The sequence below is a fragment of the Aestuariirhabdus sp. LZHN29 genome, from assembly GCF_049985285.1.
In the GTDB taxonomy this organism is placed as follows: Bacteria; Pseudomonadota; Gammaproteobacteria; order Pseudomonadales; family Aestuariirhabdaceae; genus Aestuariirhabdus.
Window position 1 is genome coordinate 1 of record NZ_JBNIEU010000006.1, and the last position, 23,833, is coordinate 23,833.

Below are 23,833 nucleotides of genomic sequence, written 5' to 3' on the forward strand. Positions count from 1 at the left end.
CTGAAAACGCTTTTTAACAAAGCTTCCCGGACAACGAGGCGCGCATTCTACAGCGTTCAATATCGCTGTCAACACACCCTTAAAAGTTCTTCTCAACTCCAGATATCCCCCGCCTGAGCGGTGCCTTGTCGTCGAGAAGGAGGCGCATTATATAGCGATCGACACCATCGTCAAGCGCCTTTTCGAGACTATTTTGAAGATTAGGTATATCTACCTACTCTGCCATTACAGCGCCTCGCTCACGCGCGAGCCACCAGCCGGTAAACCAGGCCCGGCATAAACCGTTTGAGCCACAAAACTTTCATTTCAGCCCCGTCGCCGACCACAATTTCGCGCTTCCGCGCTGCCAACCCCGCGACAACAACTTTAGCGCACCGTCCAACCTCCATTCCTCCATCGACATCACTGTCGCTTTTGCCACAGGATTCACCACGCCCGGTCAGCGCATTGCGCGCCACATCGGTACGAATAAAGCCCGGTACGATCGTCGATACCGACACCCCCTGCGACTCCACCTCTGCGCGCAGTGCATCAAAAAAGCCCAGCACCGCATGCTTGGCTGCGCAATATCCGGTTCGGTATTTCACCCCAACCTTTCCCGCCACTGAGGAGGTAACCGCCAGCTGGCCCTCTCCCCGCGCCAACAGAAAGGGAAGTAACGCCCGGGTGAGTGCTATCTGTCCCAATACATCCACATCCAGCAGACGCCGATAGACCGAGATATCCGTATCCTGGCACAACGACCGTTGTGAAACGCCCGCATTATTGATCAGCAGATCGATGCTGCCACACTCATGCCACACCCGATCAACGATTCCCGGCAAGCTCTCTACCTCTGACACATCCAGCGGCACTACCCAGACCCGATCTGCACTCGCTCCTCTATCTATACACTCCAGGCGCACCCGCTCCAGCTCACCCTTACGCCGCGCCGATAACACCAGGCCGTAGCCCTGCACGGCAAATTCATAACCTAGAGCCTCACCTATTCCGGATGAGGCCCCGGTAATCCATACGATTTTATTGTTATACATAACAGGTTCTCCGCTTATTATGTCGCACGGGTCCATGCTGCTTGGATAGAGCAGTTTCTCTCCTTTATGGTCGACAGCGCCACCTCTGCTAGCGGGGCCATTCGCGAGACTTATAACCACTGTCTCTTTTTTAGCTAAATCCGACTATTTTAAACAGGCTACCCAGCATAACAGCGGATGCCAATAAGCCGTGCCGGGTATGGCGCACAACCAACACCCCACCGAAGGATAGAAAACGATGGCGGAGCGAGTAAACAGCCTGGGTCAAGAGATCGGTATGGCGATCCCGCAGTGGACGGCTAAGCAGAGGCCACAACAGATCGATATGCGGGGCCAATACTGCACCCTGACCCCCTTGAAAATGAATGAGCACGCGGCATCGCTTTATCAAGCATTTTGCGAAGATGCCAAAGGTGCCAACTGGACCTACCTCCCCTACGGCCCGTTCCAGGACTTTGACGGGTTCAACGAATGGCTTTCGGGGTGCACGACAAAGGACCCGCTTTTCTATGCCATAGTCGACAAAAAAACCTCGACGGCCATTGGCCTTGCCAGCTACCTGCGCATAGAGCCGTCGGTCGGCGTTGTAGAAGTGGGCCATATCCACTTTTCGCCGCAGCTGCAAAAAAAACCAATGGCGACCGAATCGATGTACCTGATGATGAAGTACGTTTTTGATCAGCTGGGCTATCGCCGCTATGAATGGAAGTGCGACGCCCTCAATGTTGCGTCCCGAAAGGCGGCACTGCGATTGGGTTTTAAGTTCGAAGGAATATTTCGCCAAGCCACCATCTATAAAGGACGAAACCGGGATACGGCGTGGTTTTCAGTTCTCGACTCAGAGTGGCCCGCTTTGAAAACCGCATTCGAACACTGGCTGAACACCGATAACTTCAGCGCCGAGGGATTGCAAAAACACAGCCTGCAGGACTGCGTGAACGCAACAAAACTGTCGAGGAGAAAACATGAAGATCACAATTAGCACGCTCAGCACCGATGACAAAGAGCTGTGGCAGCGACTCTATCGCGGGTACGCCGATTTCTACCAGATGCCAATGACCCAGCAGACGCTGGACCAGGTCTGGGCATGGATATTCGCCCCCTCACCCCGACTATTCGCGCTCATCGCAAAGGATGAGAACCATAACGGGGTTGGTTTGATGCACTACCGGGAAATGGTATCTCCCCTTCGTGGCAAGCCCGTGGGATTTCTCGACGACCTGTATGTGGTTCCCGACAGTCGTGGGAGCGGCGTCGTCGATAAGCTGTTCGATCGTCTGCAACTAGAGGCACAGCAACAGAACTGGCCCTATGTACGCTGGATTACCGCCGACGATAATTATCGTGGCCGCGCGGTTTACGACCGTCTGGCCGATAAAACCCAGTGGGTGACTTACCAATTGCCCGTGAGCTGATGATCGAACCCGCGTTCGCGGGCAGGGCCTCCTGCCGGTGGTGCCCGGCGGATAAGACCCCGTCAGCTAGCGAGCCACTATAATTGCTACGGCTGCAACCGATGACGGCGCACCTCTTTTAGCCCAAAGCAAGACCAACACCCAGGAACCTTTTATGATCGCAGTGATTTTTGAAGTATCCCCGGCCGAAGGAAAGGCACAGCAATACCTGGACATTGCTGCCAGCCTTAAACCCATGCTGGAGACGATCGATGGCTTTCTCTCTATAGAACGCTTTTCAAGCCTGACCGTAGAGGGCAAGGTGCTCTCACTGTCGTTCTGGCGCGATGAGGCCGCCATCGAAGCCTGGCGAAATCTTGAGGCGCACCGATTCGCGCAGGAGCAGGGGCGCGGGGGTGTTTTCAAACACTACCGCTTACGCGTTGCCAACGTCTGCAGGGATTACGGAATGGAGCACCGTGAGCAGGCTCCCACCGACAGTCGAAAAGCCCATGGCGATAGTCCGTAGGGATTTCGCCATAAATAACATTCAAGCTACAGCGCGGAAAAACCCTGACGGATATATTTAGCCAACTCTCTGGCGATCAGGGAACCGCCCGAATCCGGCATCCGCAGGTTGATATGGTAAGGCGGCAGCGATGGCAATCCGGCTTCCGGACTTATAATGGTCAATCCTTCGGGCACCAGGCAGGAGAGATAGGGGGCAACCGCCATATCGGCTTCAACGGTTGCCAGAATCGACTCCAGATTACCCACACCACAAACCGCAAGCCAATCGATTTCAGCCCGGTTCAAGACCTCCAGGGCGGGAACCCGGAATGCGCAAAATTCAGAACCCAAAGAAACCGGCAAGGGAGCCTTGTAACAGGCCTCACCATTTTTCGCCCCCATCCACACCAGACGATCGCTGAGCAAGTGCCCATCCTTCTTACCGGGCTGACCCTCCGTCGTCAGGGTGAGATCAATTTCACCGTTTTTCAAAGCCACCAGCAGGGTTTCAGTCATATCACTGACGAGAGTTAGCTGTATCTTGGGGTGCTCCCGACTAAAACGTCGCATGATGGGAGGCATCATGGGTCGGATGATATCAAGGGGGACCCCCAGCTTGATCTCACCCGTAAACGCCGGCTGAGTCATCAGTTGCCAGGTTTCATCATTCAGCGATATCAGTCGGTAGGCTCGTGCCATCAGGCGGTCCCCCTCCGGCGTCAGGCAGATCGTTTTGTTACGACGCTCAAATAGCGGGGTGTCGAACAGCGCTTCCAGCCGCCTGATTTTTTGGCTGACTGCCCCTTGGGTAAGATTCAAGGCATGGGCGGCGGAGGTCATGCTCCCGGTTTCAAAAACCGCGATAAAGGTCCGAACAAGACTGATATCAATATTGCGAGCCATAATCATCCATTAGACATTCTAATCATACAAATAAACAAAATTCGTTTTGATAATACATCTTGGGAGCGTATAACAGCAATTTCCAATCCCAATACCCTTAGGTCACCCGCCGATGTTGATGCACACCACCACCCTTTACCTTTCAACGGTATTTATCTGGGGCTCGACCTTTTTTGCGATCAAGTTTCAGCTGGGAGAGGTTGCCACCGAGGTATCCATCGCTTACCGCTTTGCCATTGCCGCGTTCGTCCTGATGCTGTGGTGCCGCCTTATGCGAATGCCGATGCGATTTGGGCTGCGACAACACCTGTGGATGCTGCTACAGGGGCTGACGCTTTTTGGGTTCAATTATATGGTGGTCTACTGGGCGACCTCCGACCTGACCAGCGGACTGATCGCGGTGGTTTTTTCCACCATCGTGTTGATGAACATCGCCAACGGCGCTCTCTTTTTTGGCAAACGCCCCGCCCCCTCGGTGCTGGCTGGCGCGCTGATAGGCCTGGTCGGAATCTGCTTGGTATTCCTGCCCGAATTTGCCTATTTGGACGCCAATGGCGCCGCTCTTAAAGGGATACTATTGAGTGTACTGGGCACCTTTATCGCATCGCTGGGCAACATGGTGTCGGCTCGCAACCAGCTGGCGAACCTGCCCGTCGTGCAGACCAACGCCTATGGCATGGCCTACGGAGCGGCGGCACTGGGGCTCGTCGCGTTGGCCCAGGGAATCCCATTCTCCTATGAGCCGACCCTCGCCTACACCGGCTCGCTGATCTACCTGGCGCTGTTCGGATCGGTGCTGGCATTCGGCGGATACCTGACCTTGCTGGGCCGCATAGGTGCCGAGAAAGCAGCCTATGCCATGGTACTGTTCCCTATTGTCGCGTTGGGCATTTCCACCGCATTCGAGGGTTATCAGTGGTCACTCGAGGCGCTTCTGGGGGTAGCCCTGGTATTTGCGGGCAATGTACTGATCCTTATGTCACGGGAGCAGCTCGCTCGCCTGTACCAACGAGTACGCCCCATGGGCAGAAGCGCCCTGTAGCCCCCACAGGCTAATAGCAAACTGACGGGGTTCGGAGCTGGCGCAAAGCGAATTCGTTGATCACAGTCTGTGGATCCGCCTAGAACCCCGTATCCTTAACATTCTCCATAACAACGAACGTACTGGATTGGAGCACATGGGGTAACTCGGAGATCTGCTCGCCCAGAACCTTGCGGTAGTCCGCCATATCTCGGGTCCGAACCTTCAGCAGGTAGTCGAAGCTCCCCGCTATCATGTGGCACTGCTCCACTGCCGGAATTTTTCTTGCGGCCGCGTTGAAAGCCGACAACGCCTTGCTACTGGTATCGCTCAGCGTCACCTGGGCAAAGGCGATATGGCTCAGGCCAAGCTTGGTTTGATTGACCAGCGCAACGTATCCCATGATATAGCCCTGCTCCTCAAGACGGCGCATACGCACCTGACAAGGGGTCTTGGACAACCCGACCCGGGAAGCGAGTTCGGTGACCGTGATGCGAGCGTTTTGCTGCAACTCGTTGATGATCGCAAGATCCAGCTTATCCAAATCGGCCATACCCCTCCCTAATGAGATCTCTTTATTATGCTCGTGGGCGTCAAATATAAATCATTGTCCTGCAAACTTGGATACCGATAGCCAAAGCGCCTATCTACCCAGCAAGCCACTATAAAGCCTTTCCTGGACAAAAGGTCGCTGAAGTAACCCACACACACACCTTCAACCCTCCATAGACCAAGAGCTGGGCTATAGTATTAGCGATACCCGGTTGCGGGAATGGTGATAACTATCCGACCCCAACCCTCCCTACCGATGCCGACCCGCCTCATCTCCTTGGGTCCAGAAGCCGACCCCACCCCCGGCCGCGATAAACATGAAAGCCAATTTACCCTCTACCACAGAAAATAATTAACAAACAGTCCTGACAGTAAGACAAATATAGACAAAATTATTATTGGATTACAAATCAACAGGAAAATCGTCTTCCTTGATGCCAGTAGAATAATCCAACAATAACCTATAAGGAGGACGAGTAAATGGGACAGTTGCAAGCAGCCGCACCGACAACAACCGAATGCCGAACAGCGATCCGCGATAACTACCTTGCAGACGAATACGTCGTTATCAGCGAGCTCATTGCCAACGCCCGCCTTTCTCAAGCTGATCGCGATGCGATCTCTCTCCGTGCCGCTGACCTGATACGCCGGGTACGCAGCAACTCCAGCCCTACCATGATGGAAAAATTTCTAGCCCAGTACGGCCTGACCACCAAGGAGGGGGTAGCATTGATGTGCCTGGCCGAAGCGCTGCTGCGGGTACCGGATAAGACCACCATCGACGCCCTGATCGAAGACAAAGTGGTCTCGGGCAACTGGGGGGAGCACCGTGGCCAATCCAACTCATCGCTGATCAACTCATCAACCTGGGCACTCCTGATTACCGGCAAGCTCATTGGCCCGGTTGACGGTCATGGGTTACCCCAAACACTGAGAGCGATGATTAAACGTCTGGGAGAACCCGTCGTGCGCACCGCCGTCGCGCAGGCCATGAAGGAGCTGGGGCGCCAGTTCGTTCTCGGCAGGGAGATCAACGAAGCCCTCGGCCGAGCCAAGCGTTACGAGTCCAAAGGCTACACCTACTCCTACGATATGCTGGGCGAAGCCGCCCGCACCGGCGCGGATGCGCTGAATTATCACCAAGCCTATTCCGCCGCCATTAGCGAACTGGCTCCGGCCTGCGGCCATGACGATATCCGCAAAAACCCGGGAATCTCGGTCAAGCTCTCGGCCCTCCACCCCCGCTACGAATTCGGCCAGCGCGAGCGCGTGATGGACGAATTGGTGCCTCGCACCCTCGCACTAGCGAAACAGGCCAGGGACGCCAACATGGGTTTTAACATCGATGCCGAGGAAGCGGATCGCCTGGATCTCTCGCTCGACGTCATTGAGGCGGTTCTGTCGTCCCCCGAACTGGCAGGCTGGGACGGATTTGGCGTGGTGGTACAGGCGTTCGGCCAGCGGGCGTCCCATGTACTGGATTGGCTCTATGCCCTATCCACGGGTCTCGACCGACGCATCATGGTGCGCCTGGTGAAAGGTGCCTACTGGGATGCCGAGATAAAGCGCGCACAGGTGATGGGTCTCGACGGTTTCCCGGTATTTACCCGCAAGGCCAGCAGCGACGTCTCCTATATCGCCTGCGCCAAGAAACTATTGGCCATGACCGACCGCATCTACCCCCAGTTCGCCACCCACAACGCCCACTCGGTGTCGGCCATACTCCAACTGGCTGGCAGCCGCGACTGTTTCGAATTCCAGCGATTGCACGGCATGGGCGAGTCCCTGCATGAAGCCGTGGTCAGCGAAGGGCAGGCCCGCTGCCGAATCTACGCCCCGGTCGGTGCCCACGAGGATCTACTGGCCTATCTGGTACGCCGCCTACTGGAAAATGGTGCCAACAGCTCATTTGTAAACCAGATCGTCGATGATCGCATCGAGCCCGAAGAGATTGCTCAAGACCCCTTTGCTGCAGTGCAGGCGCTGGGCGACAAGCTCTCAAGCCAAGTCATTGCCCGACCGGCAGCACTCTATGGGAAGGGTCGCCGCAACGCCAAGGGATGGGATCTCACCAACCCGGTGGAGGTCGAGGCGATCGAGCAGGCTCGCAACGCCTTCCGCAACCATCGCTGGAACGGAGGGCCTGTACTGGCCGGAACCGTCACCGGGACCGACACTCACGAGGTGCGCAACCCCGCCATTCCCAATGACTTAGTCGGGCAGGTGATTCAAGCCTCAGCCGACGATATTGAAACGGCGATCGCATCCGCGCAACAGGGATTCAAAACCTGGTCATCATTCTCGGCAGAGGAGCGAGGCGCCTGCATCCGCCGGGTGGGTGAACTGTTCGAAACCCACGCACACGAACTCTTCGCACTGGCCACTCGCGAGGCCGGAAAGACCCTGCTCGATGGGGTAAGCGAGATCCGGGAAGCGGTAGATTTCGCGCTTTATTACCCCAACGAAGGGATTCGCAACAAGGATGCCGGAACGCCCCGTGGCGTCATCGCCTGTATTTCACCCTGGAACTTCCCGTTGGCCATTTTTGCCGGTCAAGTACTGGCCGGGCTGGCCGCGGGTAATGCGGTCATCGCCAAGCCCGCAGGGCAGACTGCACTGATTGCCACCCGCGCCGTTGAGCTGATGCACGAGGCGGGCATCCCCAAGGCGGCGATTCAATTGCTGCCCGGCGGCGGTTCGACGGTCGGGACCGCACTCACCTCTGACCCCCGTATTGCCGGAGTCTGCTTTACCGGATCGACCCCGACCGCGCAACGCATAAGTCGGGTCATGGCAGAAACCATGGCACCCGATGCCCCCCTGGTGGCAGAGACCGGTGGCCTCAATGCCATGATCGTCGATTCGACCGCGCTTCCTGAGCAGGTGGTCCGTGATGTGTTGGCGTCCTCCTTCCAGAGTGCCGGCCAACGCTGCTCGGCACTGAGGATGCTCTATGTTCAGAAGGACATTTCCGATCAACTGCTGGAGATGCTGTTCGGTGCAATGGATGAGTTGAAGGTCGGAAACCCATGGGAGCTGTCCACCGACGTCGGCCCCGTCATCGACCTTGCAGCCAAATCAGGCATTGACGCCCATTGCCGGAAATTCGAAGGCATGGGGCGCGTGATCAAGCAGCTTGAGACTCCCGAGGAGGGGTTATTTGTGGCGCCAACGGTCATTCGCCTGAATGGCATTGAGGAGCTCGAAGAGGAAATTTTTGGCCCGGTACTGCATGTCGCGACGTTTGAAGCCCACCAGATCGACCAGGTCGTCGACGCAATCAACGATAAGGGTTTTGGCCTGACGTTCGGCCTTCACACCCGGGTCGACACCCGCGTTGAGCGCATTATAAGCCGCGTCAAAGTCGGTAATATCTACGTTAACCGTAACCAGATCGGCGCCATCGTGGGCTCGCAGCCCTTCGGCGGCGAAGGCCTGTCCGGTACCGGCCCCAAGGCGGGCGGCCCCCAATACGTGCGCCGCTTTATGAAAGAGGAGTCCGCTCCACAGCAGGCCACCCTAACCGAGCCCTCCGTGACCGCTGATCAGCTACAGCAGGCTCTCAGCCGTTTAAGCGCAACAGACTGGGCTAACCCGGAACAGCGCAGCGACAAACTGGCCTCCACATTCGGCCCGGTGCCCCCGGCGCTGGATGCATCCTATAGGGAGATGCCAGGACCCACCGGCGAGCTGAATCGACTCTCCTGCTGCCCTCGCGGTGTCATCCTCTGCCTGGGCCCCGATACGCAATCGGCCCTGACACAAGCGGGCATCGCATTATCCCAGGGCAATTACGTGGTGGCGGTGGCGCCAGGTATCGAGGCGGCCATCGCCTCCGCGACGGAATCCGGGGTACCGGTGATCGGCATCGACGGCCTACTGCAGCCGAGCGCGCTGGCAACCAGTGTCTGTTTTGAGGCAGTAGCCAGCGCAGCCGACCCCCAAACCCTGCGCGAATACCGCATCGCCCTTGCCAAAAGAGAGGGCGCCCTGCTGCCGCTAATTACCGAGCACAACAGGCCTGAACGATTCGTGATTGAGCGTCACCTATGCATCGACACAACCGCCGCCGGAGGTAATGCCAGCCTTATCGCAGCATCCGAATAGGCCACCGCGACCACATTGCCCGGCACCGCCGGGCAATCTCTTCAAGCGCTACGGGTGCCCCTCAGTTTTTGCTTGATCAAGCCCATAAACAGAAACCTGACCTCGGCCTTTGAGTCAGGCCCCGACGATCCCTTTATCATTTTGTTCATGCCAGCAACATGCTGGCATGCCTCTGTTCGCCCCCGGAAAAAGAGGAACAGTGAGTTCACTGGCAAAAAAATCAAAATTCTAAAAAATAGAATGCTTTGTCCTTTAACATTCTATTGAATAGATACCCACCTGCATTCACCTTCCACTCGCGACACTCCAGAGACCCTTTATGAGCGACCCGGTACAACGACTCAAGGTACTTAGTGCCGGGGTGCTGAGCCTGATATTGATGCTGGGGATCGCTCGCTTTGCCTACACCCCGCTACTCCCCATCATGCAACAGCAGGCCGGCCTGGGGATATCCGAGGGCGGTTGGCTGGCAGCCATCAACTATCTGGGCTATCTGTGTGGCGCCCTCATCGCGGCGTTTATCAGCAACCTGGTCCTTAAAGACCGCCTTTACCGTCTTGGCCTGGTGGTCGCACTTCTCACCACCGCCGGCATGGGGTTGACCGACAACATCTGGCTCTGGTCCGCGCTACGGTTTCTGGCGGGGCTCAGCAGCGCCGCCGGCATGCTGCTGGGTTCCGGATTGATTCTTAACTGGCTGATTCGCCACAATCATCACAGTGAGCTGGGAATCCACTTCAGCGGCATCGGCCTGGGCATTGCCCTGTGCGCGATCGCCGTGGAGTTAATGAGCCAGTACATCGACTGGAGCCAAATGTGGCTGCTACTGACCTTGATCGGCGCGCTGATTCTGATCCCTGCGTGGGCGTGGCTGCCCCCACCCGACACGGCGGCGGTGACCAGCAGCGGCAAGATGATGGTAGACACTCCCCCCAGCCGAGCCTTTATGCGCCTCTTTACTCTCGCCTATTTCTGCGCCGGGGTAGGCTATGTAGTCAGTGCCACCTTTATTGTCGCCATCGTCGACCAGCTGCCCGGCCTGGAGGGAAAAGGTGCCTGGACCTTTATGGTGGTCGGGCTAGGGGCTGCACCCGCCGCGATTTTGTGGGACCTCGTCGCGCGCAAACTCGGCAACCTGAACGCGCTGATTAGCGCCAGCGTGCTGCAGATTGTTGGCATCCTGCTACCGGTTATCGAGCCCAATCTCATCTTGTCGATGATCGGTGCGCTGCTGTTTGGTGCCACCTTTATCGGCATCGTCAGTTTAGTGCTCACCATGGCGGGCCGCTATTATCCTACCCGGCCCGCCAAAATGATGGGCAAAATGACCCTCTCATACGGCGCTGCCCAGATTATCGCCCCCGCCATTACCGGGCTTCTAGCCGAGTACAGCGGAAGCTATAGTGATGGCCTCTACCTTGCCGCCGCAATGATGGCATTGGGTAGCGTACTACTGCTGATGCTCAAGACCCTTGAGCGCAATGAATCCCGGGCGCCAGCACCCGACCACTAACCCTGGAGAAAAGCGATGCCTTACGTCAATATCAAAATCACCCGCGAAGGTGCAACCCCCGAGCAGAAAGCAACCCTTATTCAAGGGGTTACCGAACTGCTGCGCGACACTCTTGGGAAGAACCCGGCCACCACGGTGGTGGTCATCGACGAAGTAGACACCGACAACTGGGGCATCGGTGGAGAGGTGGTAACCGAGCTTCGTAAACGAAGCTAGCGATTGCTCCACTCGATGAAGGGGGTTCGTTAGGATCGCCATTTGATAGAGCAGCCCATACTGGGAAGCTGAACCGTCGGACCTCGGTTCGTTGCTGCAATCAGCTCCATGGCATTGACCAGTTCCGGCACTCGATTGGTAGCGTCGTCCATGGGGGCATCATCCAGCCGCCCTCGATACTGCAGCTCGCCTTTACGGTTAAATCCAAAAAAATCCGGCGTGCAGATCGCACCATACTGCTTACCGACCGACTGATCCTCATCGATCAGGTAGGGAAAGGTAAAGCCATACTGACGGGCAAATTTCTTCATATTTTCTGGTGAGTCCGCCTCCACCCGAGCGTAGTCGTTCGACATGATCGCCAACACATTGATACCTTCGTCCATCAACCGTTGGCTATCCTCTGCGAGGCGCTGTCCGATACGCTGAACATAGGGGCAGTGGTTGCAAATAAAGGCAATTAGTAGCCCTTTATCTCCCAGATAGTCACTCATGGTAAAACTGTCACCATGGGCATTTTTAAGAGCGTTAAAATGTTAGGCATCATAGAGTGATATAAGAAACATTCCAGCAACCGCTCTAATGCTTTTATCGGCAAACCCCTTAGCTGAAGAGTACTCCCTTGAAATACACAAGACATGCTCACCTACTGGTAACGACCTTGAGTTTTCGTATGAAGCGAAAGAGGGCGAGCGTAAACTCGACACTGCCAGGGAGCTTTCCGTCGTAAAGAGTGACCTGACTATTCTTGTGTTAGAAAACAGGGTTTATTTCAGCGGCACTGATCGGCTACACCTGCTGCAAGCTACGGGGAGTCTCTATTGGTCCCAGTTCGCTTATTCCGGTGTGCTTTAAGGAAAGTGAAGCGACGGTAAAATAATATGGAATCATAAAAAAGCCCCGCAGGGCGGGGCTTTCAAGGATATTCTTTACTCTTTAACCTAAGGTAACCATCAGAACGGGATATCGTCATCGAAATCATCAAAGCCACCGGGAGCCGGCTGCTGGGCTGGCGCGGGCTGCCCTTGGGGCTGCTGATATCCACCTTGGGGCTGCGGTTGGCGCTGCTGGGGAGCCGGTTGCTGGTACCCTCCCTGAGGCTGGTTCTGCTGGGGCGCGGGCTGCTGATAGCCGCCCTGAGGTTGATTCTGCTGGGGCGCTTGCGGCTTAGCCGGCTGCTGATACCCGCCACCCTGGGATGCATTGTCACCACGCCCGTCCAGCATCTGCATCTGGCCGTTGATATCGACCACGACTTCGGTGGTGTAACGATCCTGGCCCTGCTGATCCTGCCATTTGCGAGTCTGCAGCTTACCCTCCAGGTACACCTTGGATCCCTTTTTCAGATACTGACCTGAGATCTCCGCCAGTTTGCCGAACATCACCACTCGGTGCCACTCGGTCTTCTCCTGCGGCTGCCCGGTAGTTTTGTCTTTCCACTGCTCGCTGGTTGCTACACTGAGGTTGGCAACCGCATTTCCGTTGGGCATATAACGCACCTCGGGATCCGCCCCCAGGTTGCCGACGATAATGACCTTATTTACACCACGCATGAAACTCTCCTGATACTCCAATCACTTATTCCACAGCCACACCAAGCGCCACTAGCGCTTCGGTATCCAACTGCTCGTTATCTACCTTGAGATAGGCTGCCGATTCATCACGAATAACAACCACCTCAACTACTCCCAATACCTTCGCCAAGGCCGCACCGATACTGTCCGGGTCGTCATCCATGCCATCCAAACCTACCACCATACTGCTCAGGTAGGGGGGCTGATCCATGGTAGCACTGAATACCAGCCAAAGCGCCGACCCAATCGCGGCCAAGACAAACACACCATCAAAGCCATAGGACTGGAAAATCACGCCCCCGGCCATTCCTCCCAGCGCCGCCCCCAGAAACTGGCTCGTGGAGTAAACGCCCATGGCAGTCCCTTTGTTACCGGCCGGCGCGAGTTTGCTAATCAACGAGGGCAGCGTCGCCTCTAACAAATTGAACGCCATAAAGAACAAAAACAGGCTGCCTATCATGGGCCAAAGCGAAGTATGACTCCATAGCAGACTCAGCTCACTCAGTGTTAGCAGGGCAACGGCGCCGACAAAGACGCTTTTTAGCTTGCGCTTTTTCTCACCGATAATGATGAAAGGCACCATAGCCACAAACGCGGTCAGCAAGCACAGGAGGTAGACCCACCAATGCTGCTCCCGAGGTAGCCCCGCCTCTCCTTGCAGCGCCAGCGGCACAGCAACAAACAGCGCCATCAACACGCCATGCAATACAAAGATGCCAAAATCCAACCGCAGCAACTGCCTATTGCCCAGGGTTGCCCACACCTGACTGGTTACGGTCAAGGTATCGCTGTGAGAGCGCAAAACACGTGGCGTGGGCACGACCCAGAGAATAATCCCCAGCGCCACCAGCGATAACAGCGCCGTGACCATGAAAAGCCCCGTCAAACCAAACCAGTCCGTAATCAATGGTCCGACCACCATCGCTACACAAAAGGAGAGACCGATACTCATCCCAACGGTTGCCATGGCCTTGGTACGGTTTTGCTCCCGGGTCAGGTCTGAAAGCAGTGCCAGAATGGTACTGGCGATTGCGCCGGCCCCCTGAAGGCAGCGCCCGGCAATGACGCCGTAGATACTCTCGGCTCCTGCGGCTAGCAAACTGCCCGCAGCGAAGATAATCAGGCCCGCAATAATGACCGGCTTGCGCCCGACGCGATCGGAGATCATACCGAAGGGAATCTGTAACAGCGCCTGGGTCAACCCATAGCCCCCTATCGCCACCCCGATCAGGGCGGGGGTTGCACCCTTGAGGTCACCACCGTAGACCGCAAGCACCGGCAACACCATGAACAGACCCAGCATCCGAAATGCAAACACGGACGCTAGCGAGGCCGTCGCCTTGAGTTCCGCTCTGTCCATAGAATACCCGTCCACTTCACTTCATAGCCAAAAGGGGGGAATTTTAGCAGCTAATACCCTCAATCACTAACGCAGATTTACCACGAGTCGGGCTGCTTGGGGTCGGCAAACGGAGTATACTCGGCGGTTCGGTTGACGCCAGGCCAACACAGGAGAGATCGTGGAAAATATCGTCGTACGGGGTGCCCGCACCCACAACCTGAAGAACATCGATATCGAAATCCCCCGCGATAAGCTGGTCGTTATTACCGGGCTATCCGGCTCCGGCAAATCTTCGCTGGCCTTTGACACCCTTTACGCAGAGGGGCAGCGGCGCTACGTCGAATCGCTCTCTACCTACGCACGCCAGTTTCTGTCGATGATGGAAAAGCCCGATATCGACCATATCGAAGGACTCTCCCCAGCAATCTCCATCGAACAGAAGTCAACCAGCCACAATCCCAGGTCGACGGTAGGCACCATTACCGAGATCTACGATTACCTACGCCTGCTGTTTGCGCGCGCAGGAACCCCCCGCTGCCCCGACCACGACCTGCCACTGGAAGCCCAAACCATCAGCCAGATGGTTGATCAGGTACTTGCGCTGGAGGAGGGCACCAAACTGATGCTGCTGGCACCGGTAGTGCAAGAGCGCAAAGGGGAGCACCTTCACGTGTTTCATGAGCTGCGCACCCAGGGCTTCGTTCGAGCACGGGTCAACGGCATTGTGGTTGACCTCGACCAACCCCCTACCCTGGACAAACGTAAAAAGCACAGCATCGAAGTGGTTGTTGACCGGTTCAAGGCCCGGGGCGACCTGCAGTTGCGGCTGGCAGAATCCTTTGAGACCGCCCTCAACCTTACAGACGGTATCGCCCTGGTGGCGTTTATGGACGGCGACCAGAAGGAGATGGTGTTCTCCGCACGCTTCGCCTGTCCAACCTGTGGCCACAGCATTAATGAACTCGAGCCGCGCCTGTTCTCGTTTAACAACCCCGCCGGTGCGTGTTCCTCTTGCGACGGCCTCGGTGTAAAACAGTTTTTTGATGGCTCACGCATCATATCCCACCCCGACTCCACCCTCGCCGAGGGCGCCATTCGGGGATGGGATCGACGCAGCGTTTACTACTTCCAGATGCTGGTTTCCCTGGCCAAGCACTACGGCTTCGATATCGACACGCCCTTTGGTGAGCTCAGCGAGCAGCACCGGGAACAGATACTTTACGGCAGTGGTGACGAGCAGATCAGCTTCAATTACGTCAACGACCGCGGCGACGTCATGCAACGCAAGCATCGCTTCGAGGGGATCATTCCCAATATGGAGCGCCGCTATCGCGATACCGACTCCCAAAGTGTGCGCGAGGAGCTGGCCAAGTACCTCAGCACCCAACCCTGCCCCTCCTGCAAGGGGAGCCGTTTACGACGAGATGCTCGCCATGTCTTTATCGCCACAGAAAACCTCCCGGATATCACCTCCCGTCAGGTGGGCGCTGCTCTCGAGTATTTCGACCAGCTTAAACTCCCGGGCCGCAAGGGTGAGATCGCGGACAAAATTTTAAAAGAGATCCGTGAACGACTGCAGTTTCTGGTGAATGTAGGCCTTAACTACCTGACCCTCGACCGCAGCGCCGACACCCTCTCCGGTGGTGAAGCGCAACGCATTAGACTGGCAAGCCAGATCGGTGCGGGGCTGGTAGGGGTTATGTACATTCTTGATGAGCCCTCAATCGGACTCCACCAGCGAGACAATGAGCGCCTGCTCAACACCCTGACCCACTTGCGGGATCTCGGCAACACGGTAATCGTGGTGGAACACGACGAGGATGCTATCCGACTCGCCGACCATGTTGTCGATATCGGCCCCGGCGCTGGCGTCCATGGTGGCGAGATCGTTGCCCAGGGCACTCCAAAGCAGGTCATGGGCAACCCGGCATCCCTGACCGGGCAGTACCTGACAGGAATAGAAAAGATCGCTATCCCCAAGCAGCGCACCCCGGCCGATGAAAAACGGATGCTTAAATTATTCGGGGCCAGCGGCAACAACCTAAAGAAGGTGGACCTGAGCATTCCGGTTGGCTTGATGACCTGCGTAACGGGAGTCTCCGGATCAGGCAAGTCCACCCTGATCAACGGCACGCTGTACCCTATCTGCGCGACAGAACTTAACGGTGCCACCACCCTTACTCCCGCGCCCCATAAACGGGTGAGCGGGCTGAATCAGTTCGACAAGTGCATCGATATCGACCAAAGCCCCATCGGTCGCACCCCTCGCTCCAACCCCGCCACCTATACAGGTATTTTTACCGGCATCCGGGAGCTATTTGCAGGCACCCAGGAATCCCGCTCACGGGGTTACAAACCCGGACGTTTCAGCTTCAACGTCAAGGGGGGGCGCTGCGAATCCTGCCAGGGCGACGGTGTCATTCGCGTGGAGATGCACTTCCTACCCGACATCTATGTCCCCTGCGATGTCTGCAAGGGGAAACGCTACAACCGCGAAACCCTGGATATCCGCTACAAGGGAAAAAGTATCGACCAGGTACTGGAGATGACCATTGAGGACGCTCTCGTGTTCTTCGATGCGGTGCCCGCAATCCGGCGCAAACTACAAACCTTGATGGATGTCGGGCTGACTTACGTTCACCTTGGGCAAAACGCCACCACGCTGTCCGGCGGGGAGGCTCAACGGGTCAAGCTTGCCAAGGAGCTATCCAAGCGCGATACCGGCAAAACCCTCTACATTCTTGATGAGCCAACTACCGGCCTTCACTTTCACGATATACGCCAGCTATTGGGGGTACTGCACCGCCTGCGGGACCATGGCAATACCGTCGTCGTGATAGAGCACAACCTTGATGTTATAAAAACCGCTGACTGGGTGGTCGACCTTGGGCCGGAAGGAGGCGATGGAGGCGGGGAGATCGTCGCTACTGGCACACCGGAAGAGATTGCGAATCACGGCGCCTCGCATACCGGACGCTTCTTAAGGCCCATCCTCGAGCGTTAACAGGGAATTGACGGGGTGGTCTCTCCAGGCGCGCGTAAAGTGAGCTATGTTTGTATAAAGACCTCAATTTCGGAGAAAACAGATGCGCCAGCAAACCGTCGCCGAGATTATGACTCAAGAGGTGATCAGCTGCGTGGAGAGTGACTCCCTAAAGCTGGTTAATGGACTAATGACCCAGCATAACATCCGCCACCTGCCGGTTATCGACAGTAAGGATGCCAGATTTCTTGGGCTACTGTCTCAAAAGCACGTCTTGCGCGAAGCCTTCTACCTGGCGAAATCCAGCGGCCAGGTAGATCTGTCGACCTTTGGAAGCCGAGTGCGCGTCGCCGAGGTGTACTCCAGCGGCATCGTTACCGCCAGCCCGGACACCTCCCTGGAGGAAGCGGGGCGTTTTTTTCTCAACAGCAAGCACGGCTGCCTGCCTGTACTCGACAACGGAAAACTGGTGGGTATGGTTACATCGGTCGACTTCGTTAGGCTATGCGTCGACCTGCTTCATGAACGCTCAACCCAGACCCCAGCGGACAGTTAAGGACCGCAGATCACCGGCATCCCCTGCGCTGCGCAGCTTACCGTTACCGGCAGCGCCCCCCATACATCACCATCGAGCTGCAACCGCTCCTCTGGGTTGAGTCTCTCGACGCTAAGGTGGGAGGCGGTCACGGAGCGCACGCGAGGATTTTTCTCAAGCCTCCCGAAAGGTAACGACCAGAGCGCGGCAAGCAGCGAGCCCGGACTCGATGCCTTAATCAACACCACCTGAAAGGCATTCCGCTGGAGCGTCATCTCCCGTGCAATGACATAGCGCCCTGCGTAATAGCAGCCATTGCTGACAAGCAACGAATCGGCGTCATACTCCACACCATCGGCGACCACCCGGTAACCACGCCCCCTCCATCGAAACAACGGCTTAATGGCCGCCCACCCGTAAGCCAGCTTGCCAAAGCGCTTTTTAATGGCCAGGTCCACCGCGCCCACGACCGCCGCATCAAATCCCACCCCCAGGGAAAACGCGAGCCGGCGGCCATTCACGGTCGGCCAGTAACACAACCGGGTGCTCCCTTCATGGATACGGGAGGCAAGCGCTTTTGCCGACTGTGGCAACCTCAACTCCCGCGCAACAACGTTGGTGGTTCCCAAAGGGATAATGGCAAGCGTGAGTGGCACCTGTCGAGCCGATAGCCCGTTGATCACCTCGTTGACCGTACCATCTCCGCCCGCGGCAATAACGATGGAGGCGCTACCACTGTATGACTGAACATAGTCCTGAGCGTCACCGGCGGCGCGGGTCTGGTAAAGATCCACCGACCAGCCCCGGACTTTAAGATAGGCCAGGGTAAGATCAAGCAGCGCCCGTTTTCTACGACCAGCCGCTGGGTTAAGCACCACCAACAATTGCATCGAACACCTAGCTGTTGACGACATTCTCTATCCCCCAGAAACAAAAAAGCCGAGCAGATGCTCGGCTTTTTTGTAGTGTTTCCACTTACTCGTCGTCAGCAGCCTCTACAGGCTCTGGACGATCGACCAACTCAACGAAGGCCATAGGAGCCTGGTCGCCGGTACGGAACCCACACTTAAGAATGCGGATATAACCACCGGGACGCTCCGCGTAACGAGGACCGATCTCACTAAACAGCTTGCCAACAGCAGTTTTGTCGCGCAGGCGATCGAACGCCAGACGACGGTTAGCTACTGAATCAAGCTTAGCCAGTGTGATCATAGGCTCAGCTACACGACGCAGCTCTTTCGCCTTGGGTAACGTGGTCTTGATCACTTCATGCTCGACCAATGAGCAGGTCATGTTTTGAAACATAGCCTTGCGGTGCGAGCTGGTACGGTTAAGCTTTCTACCACTCTTGCGATGACGCATAACTCTAATTCCTTACCAGAGTACTAATCTGGTTACAAAGACGTTAGGCAGAAATCCTATCGTCGTTCTTCAAACTTGCAGGCGGCCAGTTGTCCAACCGCATTCCCAGTGACAGACCGCGCGATGCGAGCACGTCTTTAATCTCGGTAAGAGATTTCTTACCCAGGTTAGGCGTTTTCAGCAACTCAACTTCGGTACGCTGAATAAGGTCACCGATGTAGTAGATATTCTCTGCCTTGAGGCAGTTGGCGCTACGAACAGTCAGCTCCAGATCATCTACAGGGCGCAACAGGATAGGATCAACTTCATCCTCCTTTTGCTCCGGTACCGGCTCACCAGGTCCTTTCAAGTCAACAAACGTCGCGAGCTGCTGCTGCAAAATAGTAGCAGCACGACGAATGGCTTCTTCAGGATCCAGTGTGCCGTCGGTGTCCAGGTCCAGCACCAGCTTGTCGAGATCGGTACGCTGCTCTACACGGGCGCTGTCGACAACATAAGCCACACGGTGTACGGGGCTATAGGTTGAATCGATTTGCAAACGACCGATAGAACGGGTTTCGTCCTCATCACTGACACGAGAATCTGCGGGCTCATACCCACGACCGCGCATTACCTTGAGCCGCATATTCAGCTCTCCGGCCGGGGCCAGGTTAGCAATAACGTGATCCGGATTTACGACCTCAATGCTGTGATCAAGCTGGATATCAGCTGCAGTCACTGCACCTTCGCCTTTCTTGGAAAGAGTCAGGACAGCTTCATCACGCTCGTGCATTTTGATCGCTACGCCTTTCAGGTTAAGCAGGATCTCAATCACATCCTCCTGCACCCCTTCTAAGGCACTGTATTCGTGCTCTACGCCATCGATCTCAACCTCTACCACGGCACAGCCGGGCATGGAGGAGAGCAAAATGCGGCGCAGGGCGTTACCCAAAGTGTGGCCGAACCCCCTTTCGAGGGGCTCCAACGTCACTTTGGCTCGGGTAGCGCTAATCTCCTGAACGTCGATACGCTGGGGAGTTAGAAAATCGGTTACGGAACTCTGCATGGATGTAATACCCTACTTAAAGTCTATTCCTTACTTGGAGTAAAGCTCGACGATCAGGTTTTCGTTGATCTCAGCTGACAGATCGCTGCGCTCAGGAATGGATTTGAAAACGCCCTCTTTCTTGCTGGCGTCTACATCAACCCACTCCAGGCTGCCGCGCTGGGCCGCCAACTCAAGAGAAGAAGCGATACGCAACTGGCTCTTGGATTTTTCGCGAACAGCAACAACATCACCGGCCTTTACCTGGTAGGAAGGAATATTCACTGCCTTACCATTTACAGTAATAGACTTGTGGCTCACTAGCTGACGAGCTTCGGATCGGGTAGAACCGAATCCCATACGATAAACAACGTTATCGAGACGAGACTCAAGAAGCTGAAGCAGGTTTACACCCGTTGCGCCTTTAAGGCGATCGGCTTCTTTGTAATATCCGCGAAACTGCTTTTCAAGCACGCCGTAAATACGACGAACTTTCTGCTTTTCACGAAGCTGAAGACCATAATCAGACAGTCGAGTACGACGCTGACCATGCTGCCCTGGAGGGGTTTCGAGCTGACACTTTGAGTCGAGCGCGCGAACGCCGCTCTTCAAGAACAGATCAGTACCTTCGCGACGAGACAGTTTACACTTGGGACCTATATATCTAGCCATTTAAACGTCTCCTGCTTACACGCGGCGCTTCTTGGGTGGGCGACAACCGTTGTGCGGAATTGGCGTCACATCGGTAATGTTAGTAATTTTGTAACCACAAGAGTTTAGAGCACGTATAGCAGATTCCCGGCCTGGGCCAGGTCCCTTCACACAAACGTCTAAATTCTTCAGACCGTATTCAGCGGCCGCATTTCCTGCACGCTCGGCAGCTACCTGAGCTGCGAACGGGGTGCTCTTACGAGAACCACGGAAACCAGAACCACCCGCGGTGGCCCAGGACAATGCGTTACCCTGACGATCGGTAATGGTCACGATAGTATTGTTAAAAGAGGCGTGAATGTGGGCTACCCCGTCAACGACCGTCTTTTTAACCTTTTTACGTGATCTAGTACCTGGCTTTGGCTTTGCCATATCAGAATCATTCCTATATTAAAATTTGACCTACAGCTTGCTGTTAACGGCAAGCGCAGGACTGATTACTTACGAATCGGCTTACGAGGACCCTTACGAGTACGCGCATTGGTTTTGGTACGCTGACCGCGAAGTGGAAGACTGCGGCGATGACGCAGACCACGGTAGCAACCCAAATCCATGAGCCGTTTGATGTTCATGCTGACTTCCCGACGCAGATCACCTTCGGTGTTCAGCTTGGAAACCGCACCGCGGAGGATGTCAACTTGATCTTCGCTCAGAGTGCTGATCTTGGCTACCGGATCGATACCGGTTTCCGCGCACAGCTGCTGAGCAGTTGTTCTACCTACACCATAGATATAGGTAAGAGAGATAACAGCGTGTTTGTTATCTGGAATATTGACGCCAGCTATACGGGCCATCCAGTTTACTCCATATTTTTACGTACAAAGGCAGCCCCAAATAATAGGGGGCATCCCAAAAGGCGGGACAGCATACCTTCTGATGATTAATAAATCAACCGCCCGACCAATTTAAGTGGCCGGGCGGCAAACTTACGGATCTGTTATCTATCTAGCCCTGGCGCTGCTTGTGGCGAGGCTCAGCACTACAGATAACACGGACGGAACCGTTGCGACGAATGATCTTGCAGTTTCTGCAGATCTTCTTCACTGAAGCACGTACTTTCATAATCTACTCCAAAGCTAACCGGTTGGGTTTAGCGCAGCAATCCGCCGCTGCCATAGCCCTTCAAGTTAGATTTCTTCATCAAGGATTCATACTGATGTGACATCAGGTGTGACTGTACCTGCGACATAAAGTCCATCACCACCACAACCACGATCAACAATGAAGTTCCACCAAGGTAGAACGGCACGTTCCAAGCGACCACCAGGAACTGCGGAAGCAGACACACAGCGGTCATATATAGCGCACCGAACAAGGTCAGCCGGGTCAACACACTATCGATATAGCGTGCAGACTGCTCACCGGGACGAATACCGGGAATAAAGGCGCCCGACTTCTTCAAGTTGTCGGCCACATCATTCGGGTTGAACACCAGCGCAGTATAGAAGAAGCAGAAGAAGATGATACCCGCCGAGAACAGAACAATGTTCAACGGCTGGCCAGGACCAATCGCCAAGGCGAAATCCTGCAACCACTCCATTCCTTCAGCCTGACCAAACCACTGCCCGATCGAAGCCGGGAACAGCAGAATGCTGCTGGCAAAAATAGCCGGGATAACCCCTGCCATATTCACTTTCAGCGGCAAGTGACTGGTCTGCGCAGCAAATACCTTACGGCCCTGCTGACGCTTCGCGTAGTTAACGGTAATACGACGCTGTCCCCGCTCGACGAAGACAACGAAACCGATAACCACGATAGCCAGTGTAGCGATCGCCAACAGGGCGATGATATTAATATCACCCTGCCGAGCCGACTCGAAAGACTGCCCGATTGCGCCGGGCAAGCCTGCTACGATACCTGCGAAGATCAAGATTGAGATACCGTTACCAATCCCTTTCTCGGTCACTTGCTCGCCCAGCCACATCATAAAGACGGCACCGGTAACGAAAGTCGTGATGGCGACAAAGTAAAAGCTGGCGTCAGCACTAAAGGCTATTCCCTGTCCCGCCAGACCCGCCGTCATACCGAAGCCCTGCACCAATGCTAAAAGCACGGTACCGTAGCGAGTATATTGACTGATCTTGCGACGACCGGATTCGCCCTCTTTCTTAAGCTGCTCCAACTGCGGACTGACAACGGACATCAACTGCATGATGATCGATGCCGAGATGTACGGCATGATACCCAGGGCGAGAACAGACATTCTCTCCAGGGCACCACCCGAAAACATATTGAACAGGCTAAGGATCGTCCCTTCGTTCTGGTTAAACAGCTGCGCCAACCGGTCCGGGTTAATACCCGGAACAGGAATATGCGCACCGATCCGATAAACGATGATTGCCAATAAGACAAATCTCAGGCGAGCCCACAATTCAGTGAGGCCGCTCTGGTTACCCATTGCAGGGGTTGATCCTTTCTTAGCCATTTATTCCTCGATCTTACCACCGGCCGCTTCAATAGCAGCGCGAGCACCTTTGGTTACCATGAGCCCTTTAAGGGTCACAGCCTTGGTGATCTCACCAGACAGCACTACCTTTGCGCGTCGAATGCTGCCGTTGATGATGTCAGCTGCCTTAAGGGCATCCACATCAATTACGTCAGCGTCAACCAGCGCCAGCTCGTTCAAACGAACTTCGGCAGTTACACGAGCCAGACGAGAGGTAAAGCCATACTTGGGCAGACGACGAGCCAGCGGCTGCTGACCCCCTTCAAACCCAGGCTTCACACTACCACCTGAACGGGATTTCAGACCTTTGTGACCACGGCCACAGGTCTTACCTAATCCGCTACCGATACCGCGACCGACACGCTTGCCGGATTTGCGACTACCAGGAGCAGGTGCAAGGGTATTCAGTTGCATAATTACTCTCCCTCAACCTGTACCATGTAAGATACTTTGTTGATCATACCGCGCACTGATGGAGTGTCTTCCACTTCAACAGTGTGACCAATACGGCGCAGCCCAAGACCAAGGACACAAGCCTTGTGATTCTTCAGGCGTCCGTTGGTTGAGCGGACCAGAGATACTTTGATCATTTTCTCAGCCATCTTC

At 55.6% G+C, this 23,833-nt stretch carries 25 protein-coding genes and 1 pseudogene; 10 read left to right on the forward strand and 16 right to left on the reverse strand.

Going from position 1 to position 23,833, the window contains the following annotated elements; translation table 11 throughout:
* Window positions 1-239: 239 nt before the first annotated feature.
* Entirely contained in the window at window positions 240-1,034 is a 795-nt protein-coding gene (locus ACP3PW_RS16815) for an SDR family oxidoreductase (RefSeq protein WP_426417898.1), read from the reverse strand.
* Between the two features lie 277 nt (window positions 1,035-1,311).
* Here ACP3PW_RS16815 and ACP3PW_RS16820 point away from each other — a divergent pair, with 277 nt between their 5' ends.
* The 3 genes from ACP3PW_RS16820 to ACP3PW_RS16830 all read left to right on the forward strand — a co-directional run bounded on the left by ACP3PW_RS16820 (window position 1,312) and on the right by ACP3PW_RS16830 (window position 2,957).
* A complete protein-coding gene (locus tag ACP3PW_RS16820) occupies window positions 1,312-2,016 on the forward strand; it encodes a GNAT family N-acetyltransferase (RefSeq protein WP_426417899.1) in 705 nt (234 codons plus the stop codon).
* Complete coding sequence (locus tag ACP3PW_RS16825; protein ID WP_426417900.1) at window positions 2,000-2,449, forward strand: GNAT family N-acetyltransferase; 450 nt, start codon at window positions 2,000-2,002, stop codon at window positions 2,447-2,449. The genes ACP3PW_RS16820 and ACP3PW_RS16825 overlap by 17 nt, the downstream gene beginning before the upstream one ends.
* Window positions 2,450-2,603: 154 nt before the next feature.
* Window positions 2,604-2,957 carry an antibiotic biosynthesis monooxygenase family protein gene (locus tag ACP3PW_RS16830; protein ID WP_426417901.1) on the forward strand — a complete coding sequence of 118 codons (354 nt, stop codon included), beginning with the start codon at window positions 2,604-2,606 and terminating at the stop codon, window positions 2,955-2,957.
* 26 nt (window positions 2,958-2,983) lie between these two features.
* Here ACP3PW_RS16830 and ACP3PW_RS16835 read toward each other — a convergent pair whose 3' ends face one another.
* Complete coding sequence (locus tag ACP3PW_RS16835) at window positions 2,984-3,841, reverse strand: LysR family transcriptional regulator (RefSeq protein WP_426417902.1); 858 nt, start codon at window positions 3,839-3,841, stop codon at window positions 2,984-2,986.
* A gap of 112 nt (window positions 3,842-3,953) precedes the next feature.
* Between ACP3PW_RS16835 and ACP3PW_RS16840 the strand changes: the two genes are divergently transcribed.
* The gene (locus ACP3PW_RS16840) at window positions 3,954-4,883 is read left to right on the forward strand and encodes a DMT family transporter (protein WP_426417903.1); all 930 of its coding nucleotides are present in this window, start codon (window positions 3,954-3,956) and stop codon (window positions 4,881-4,883) included.
* 79 nt (window positions 4,884-4,962) lie between these two features.
* Here ACP3PW_RS16840 and ACP3PW_RS16845 read toward each other — a convergent pair whose 3' ends face one another.
* Window positions 4,963-5,415 (reverse strand): Lrp/AsnC ligand binding domain-containing protein, encoded by a 453-nt coding sequence (locus tag ACP3PW_RS16845; RefSeq protein ID WP_426417904.1) that lies wholly within the window; start codon window positions 5,413-5,415, stop codon window positions 4,963-4,965.
* Window positions 5,416-5,894: 479 nt separating this feature from the next.
* Between ACP3PW_RS16845 and putA the strand changes: the two genes are divergently transcribed.
* The 3 genes from putA to ACP3PW_RS16860 all read left to right on the forward strand — a co-directional run bounded on the left by putA (window position 5,895) and on the right by ACP3PW_RS16860 (window position 11,250).
* Complete coding sequence (putA, locus tag ACP3PW_RS16850; RefSeq protein WP_426417905.1) at window positions 5,895-9,521, forward strand: bifunctional proline dehydrogenase/L-glutamate gamma-semialdehyde dehydrogenase PutA; 3,627 nt, start codon at window positions 5,895-5,897, stop codon at window positions 9,519-9,521.
* A 319-nt stretch (window positions 9,522-9,840) separates the two neighbouring features.
* Entirely contained in the window at window positions 9,841-11,034 is a 1,194-nt protein-coding gene (locus ACP3PW_RS16855; RefSeq protein ID WP_426417906.1) for a YbfB/YjiJ family MFS transporter, read from the forward strand.
* 15 nt (window positions 11,035-11,049) lie between these two features.
* On the forward strand, window positions 11,050-11,250 hold the full coding sequence (locus ACP3PW_RS16860) for a 2-hydroxymuconate tautomerase family protein (protein ID WP_426417907.1): 201 nt from the start codon (window positions 11,050-11,052) through the stop codon (window positions 11,248-11,250).
* 29 nt (window positions 11,251-11,279) lie between these two features.
* On the opposite strand, the pseudogene ACP3PW_RS16865 reads toward ACP3PW_RS16860, so the two are convergent.
* Window positions 11,280-11,762, reverse strand: a pseudogene (locus ACP3PW_RS16865) (thioredoxin family protein); the annotation flags it as partial.
* A 70-nt stretch (window positions 11,763-11,832) separates the two neighbouring features.
* Here ACP3PW_RS16865 and ACP3PW_RS16870 point away from each other — a divergent pair.
* Window positions 11,833-12,105, forward strand: a complete 273-nt coding sequence (locus tag ACP3PW_RS16870; protein WP_426417908.1) for a hypothetical protein — start codon at window positions 11,833-11,835, stop codon at window positions 12,103-12,105.
* Between the two features lie 98 nt (window positions 12,106-12,203).
* Here the strand turns inward: ACP3PW_RS16870 and ssb are convergent, their stop codons facing one another.
* Complete coding sequence (gene ssb, locus ACP3PW_RS16875) at window positions 12,204-12,803, reverse strand: single-stranded DNA-binding protein (protein ID WP_426417909.1); 600 nt, start codon at window positions 12,801-12,803, stop codon at window positions 12,204-12,206.
* Window positions 12,804-12,828: 25 nt separating this feature from the next.
* The gene (locus ACP3PW_RS16880) at window positions 12,829-14,184 is read right to left on the reverse strand and encodes an MFS transporter (RefSeq protein ID WP_426417910.1); all 1,356 of its coding nucleotides are present in this window, start codon (window positions 14,182-14,184) and stop codon (window positions 12,829-12,831) included.
* A 160-nt stretch (window positions 14,185-14,344) separates the two neighbouring features.
* Here ACP3PW_RS16880 and uvrA point away from each other — a divergent pair, with 160 nt between their 5' ends.
* A complete protein-coding gene (uvrA, locus tag ACP3PW_RS16885) occupies window positions 14,345-17,170 on the forward strand; it encodes an excinuclease ABC subunit UvrA (RefSeq protein WP_426417911.1) in 2,826 nt (941 codons plus the stop codon).
* Between the two features lie 82 nt (window positions 17,171-17,252).
* Window positions 17,253-17,705, forward strand: a complete 453-nt coding sequence (locus ACP3PW_RS16890) for a CBS domain-containing protein (RefSeq protein ID WP_426417912.1) — start codon at window positions 17,253-17,255, stop codon at window positions 17,703-17,705.
* Here ACP3PW_RS16890 and ACP3PW_RS16895 read toward each other — a convergent pair.
* The 10 genes from ACP3PW_RS16895 to rpmD all read right to left on the reverse strand — a co-directional run bounded on the left by ACP3PW_RS16895 (window position 17,702) and on the right by rpmD (window position 23,829).
* Window positions 17,702-18,574, reverse strand: a complete 873-nt coding sequence (locus ACP3PW_RS16895) for a diacylglycerol/lipid kinase family protein (RefSeq protein ID WP_426417913.1) — start codon at window positions 18,572-18,574, stop codon at window positions 17,702-17,704. The genes ACP3PW_RS16890 and ACP3PW_RS16895 overlap by 4 nt on opposite strands.
* 85 nt (window positions 18,575-18,659) lie before the next feature.
* Window positions 18,660-19,046, reverse strand: coding sequence for a 50S ribosomal protein L17 (gene rplQ / locus ACP3PW_RS16900; protein WP_426417914.1), 387 nt, complete (start codon window positions 19,044-19,046; stop codon window positions 18,660-18,662).
* A 43-nt stretch (window positions 19,047-19,089) separates the two neighbouring features.
* Complete coding sequence (locus ACP3PW_RS16905; RefSeq protein ID WP_426417915.1) at window positions 19,090-20,091, reverse strand: DNA-directed RNA polymerase subunit alpha; 1,002 nt, start codon at window positions 20,089-20,091, stop codon at window positions 19,090-19,092.
* Window positions 20,092-20,121: 30 nt separating this feature from the next.
* Window positions 20,122-20,742 (reverse strand): 30S ribosomal protein S4, encoded by a 621-nt coding sequence (gene rpsD, locus ACP3PW_RS16910; RefSeq protein ID WP_426417916.1) that lies wholly within the window; start codon window positions 20,740-20,742, stop codon window positions 20,122-20,124.
* A gap of 15 nt (window positions 20,743-20,757) precedes the next feature.
* Window positions 20,758-21,153 (reverse strand): 30S ribosomal protein S11, encoded by a 396-nt coding sequence (gene rpsK, locus ACP3PW_RS16915; RefSeq protein WP_426417917.1) that lies wholly within the window; start codon window positions 21,151-21,153, stop codon window positions 20,758-20,760.
* Between the two features lie 65 nt (window positions 21,154-21,218).
* Window positions 21,219-21,575, reverse strand: coding sequence for a 30S ribosomal protein S13 (gene rpsM, locus ACP3PW_RS16920; RefSeq protein WP_426417918.1), 357 nt, complete (start codon window positions 21,573-21,575; stop codon window positions 21,219-21,221).
* A 151-nt stretch (window positions 21,576-21,726) separates the two neighbouring features.
* The gene (gene rpmJ, locus ACP3PW_RS16925; RefSeq protein WP_249696454.1) at window positions 21,727-21,843 is read right to left on the reverse strand and encodes a 50S ribosomal protein L36; all 117 of its coding nucleotides are present in this window, start codon (window positions 21,841-21,843) and stop codon (window positions 21,727-21,729) included.
* Between the two features lie 28 nt (window positions 21,844-21,871).
* Window positions 21,872-23,206, reverse strand: a complete 1,335-nt coding sequence (gene secY / locus ACP3PW_RS16930) for a preprotein translocase subunit SecY (protein ID WP_426417919.1) — start codon at window positions 23,204-23,206, stop codon at window positions 21,872-21,874.
* A complete protein-coding gene (gene rplO / locus ACP3PW_RS16935) occupies window positions 23,207-23,641 on the reverse strand; it encodes a 50S ribosomal protein L15 (RefSeq protein WP_426417920.1) in 435 nt (144 codons plus the stop codon).
* Window positions 23,642-23,643: 2 nt separating this feature from the next.
* A complete protein-coding gene (gene rpmD / locus ACP3PW_RS16940) occupies window positions 23,644-23,829 on the reverse strand; it encodes a 50S ribosomal protein L30 (protein WP_426417921.1) in 186 nt (61 codons plus the stop codon).
* Window positions 23,830-23,833: the final 4 nt, after the last annotated feature.

Coding starts and splice junctions, on each gene's coding strand:
- ACP3PW_RS16820 (WP_426417899.1), top strand. CDS start 1,312: ATGGCGATCCCGCAGTGGACGGCTAAGCAGAGGCCACAACAGATCGAT.
- rplQ (WP_426417914.1), bottom strand. CDS start 19,046: ATGCGTCATCGCAAGAGTGGTAGAAAGCTTAACCGTACCAGCTCGCAC.
- rpmD (WP_426417921.1), bottom strand. CDS start 23,829: ATGGCTGAGAAAATGATCAAAGTATCTCTGGTCCGCTCAACCAACGGA.
- putA (WP_426417905.1), top strand. CDS start 5,895: ATGGGACAGTTGCAAGCAGCCGCACCGACAACAACCGAATGCCGAACA.
- ACP3PW_RS16840 (WP_426417903.1), top strand. CDS start 3,954: ATGTTGATGCACACCACCACCCTTTACCTTTCAACGGTATTTATCTGG.
- ACP3PW_RS16860 (WP_426417907.1), top strand. CDS start 11,050: ATGCCTTACGTCAATATCAAAATCACCCGCGAAGGTGCAACCCCCGAG.
- ACP3PW_RS16905 (WP_426417915.1), bottom strand. CDS start 20,091: ATGCAGAGTTCCGTAACCGATTTTCTAACTCCCCAGCGTATCGACGTT.
- rpmJ (WP_249696454.1), bottom strand. CDS start 21,843: ATGAAAGTACGTGCTTCAGTGAAGAAGATCTGCAGAAACTGCAAGATC.
- rpsD (WP_426417916.1), bottom strand. CDS start 20,742: ATGGCTAGATATATAGGTCCCAAGTGTAAACTGTCTCGTCGCGAAGGT.
- ACP3PW_RS16895 (WP_426417913.1), bottom strand. CDS start 18,574: ATGCAATTGTTGGTGGTGCTTAACCCAGCGGCTGGTCGTAGAAAACGG.
- secY (WP_426417919.1), bottom strand. CDS start 23,206: ATGGCTAAGAAAGGATCAACCCCTGCAATGGGTAACCAGAGCGGCCTC.
- ACP3PW_RS16880 (WP_426417910.1), bottom strand. CDS start 14,184: ATGGACAGAGCGGAACTCAAGGCGACGGCCTCGCTAGCGTCCGTGTTT.
- ssb (WP_426417909.1), bottom strand. CDS start 12,803: ATGCGTGGTGTAAATAAGGTCATTATCGTCGGCAACCTGGGGGCGGAT.
- ACP3PW_RS16890 (WP_426417912.1), top strand. CDS start 17,253: ATGCGCCAGCAAACCGTCGCCGAGATTATGACTCAAGAGGTGATCAGC.
- ACP3PW_RS16835 (WP_426417902.1), bottom strand. CDS start 3,841: ATGGCTCGCAATATTGATATCAGTCTTGTTCGGACCTTTATCGCGGTT.
- rpsK (WP_426417917.1), bottom strand. CDS start 21,153: ATGGCAAAGCCAAAGCCAGGTACTAGATCACGTAAAAAGGTTAAAAAG.
- rplO (WP_426417920.1), bottom strand. CDS start 23,641: ATGCAACTGAATACCCTTGCACCTGCTCCTGGTAGTCGCAAATCCGGC.
- ACP3PW_RS16815 (WP_426417898.1), bottom strand. CDS start 1,034: ATGTATAACAATAAAATCGTATGGATTACCGGGGCCTCATCCGGAATA.
- ACP3PW_RS16830 (WP_426417901.1), top strand. CDS start 2,604: ATGATCGCAGTGATTTTTGAAGTATCCCCGGCCGAAGGAAAGGCACAG.
- ACP3PW_RS16845 (WP_426417904.1), bottom strand. CDS start 5,415: ATGGCCGATTTGGATAAGCTGGATCTTGCGATCATCAACGAGTTGCAG.
- rpsM (WP_426417918.1), bottom strand. CDS start 21,575: ATGGCCCGTATAGCTGGCGTCAATATTCCAGATAACAAACACGCTGTT.
- ACP3PW_RS16855 (WP_426417906.1), top strand. CDS start 9,841: ATGAGCGACCCGGTACAACGACTCAAGGTACTTAGTGCCGGGGTGCTG.
- ACP3PW_RS16870 (WP_426417908.1), top strand. CDS start 11,833: ATGCTTTTATCGGCAAACCCCTTAGCTGAAGAGTACTCCCTTGAAATA.
- ACP3PW_RS16825 (WP_426417900.1), top strand. CDS start 2,000: ATGAAGATCACAATTAGCACGCTCAGCACCGATGACAAAGAGCTGTGG.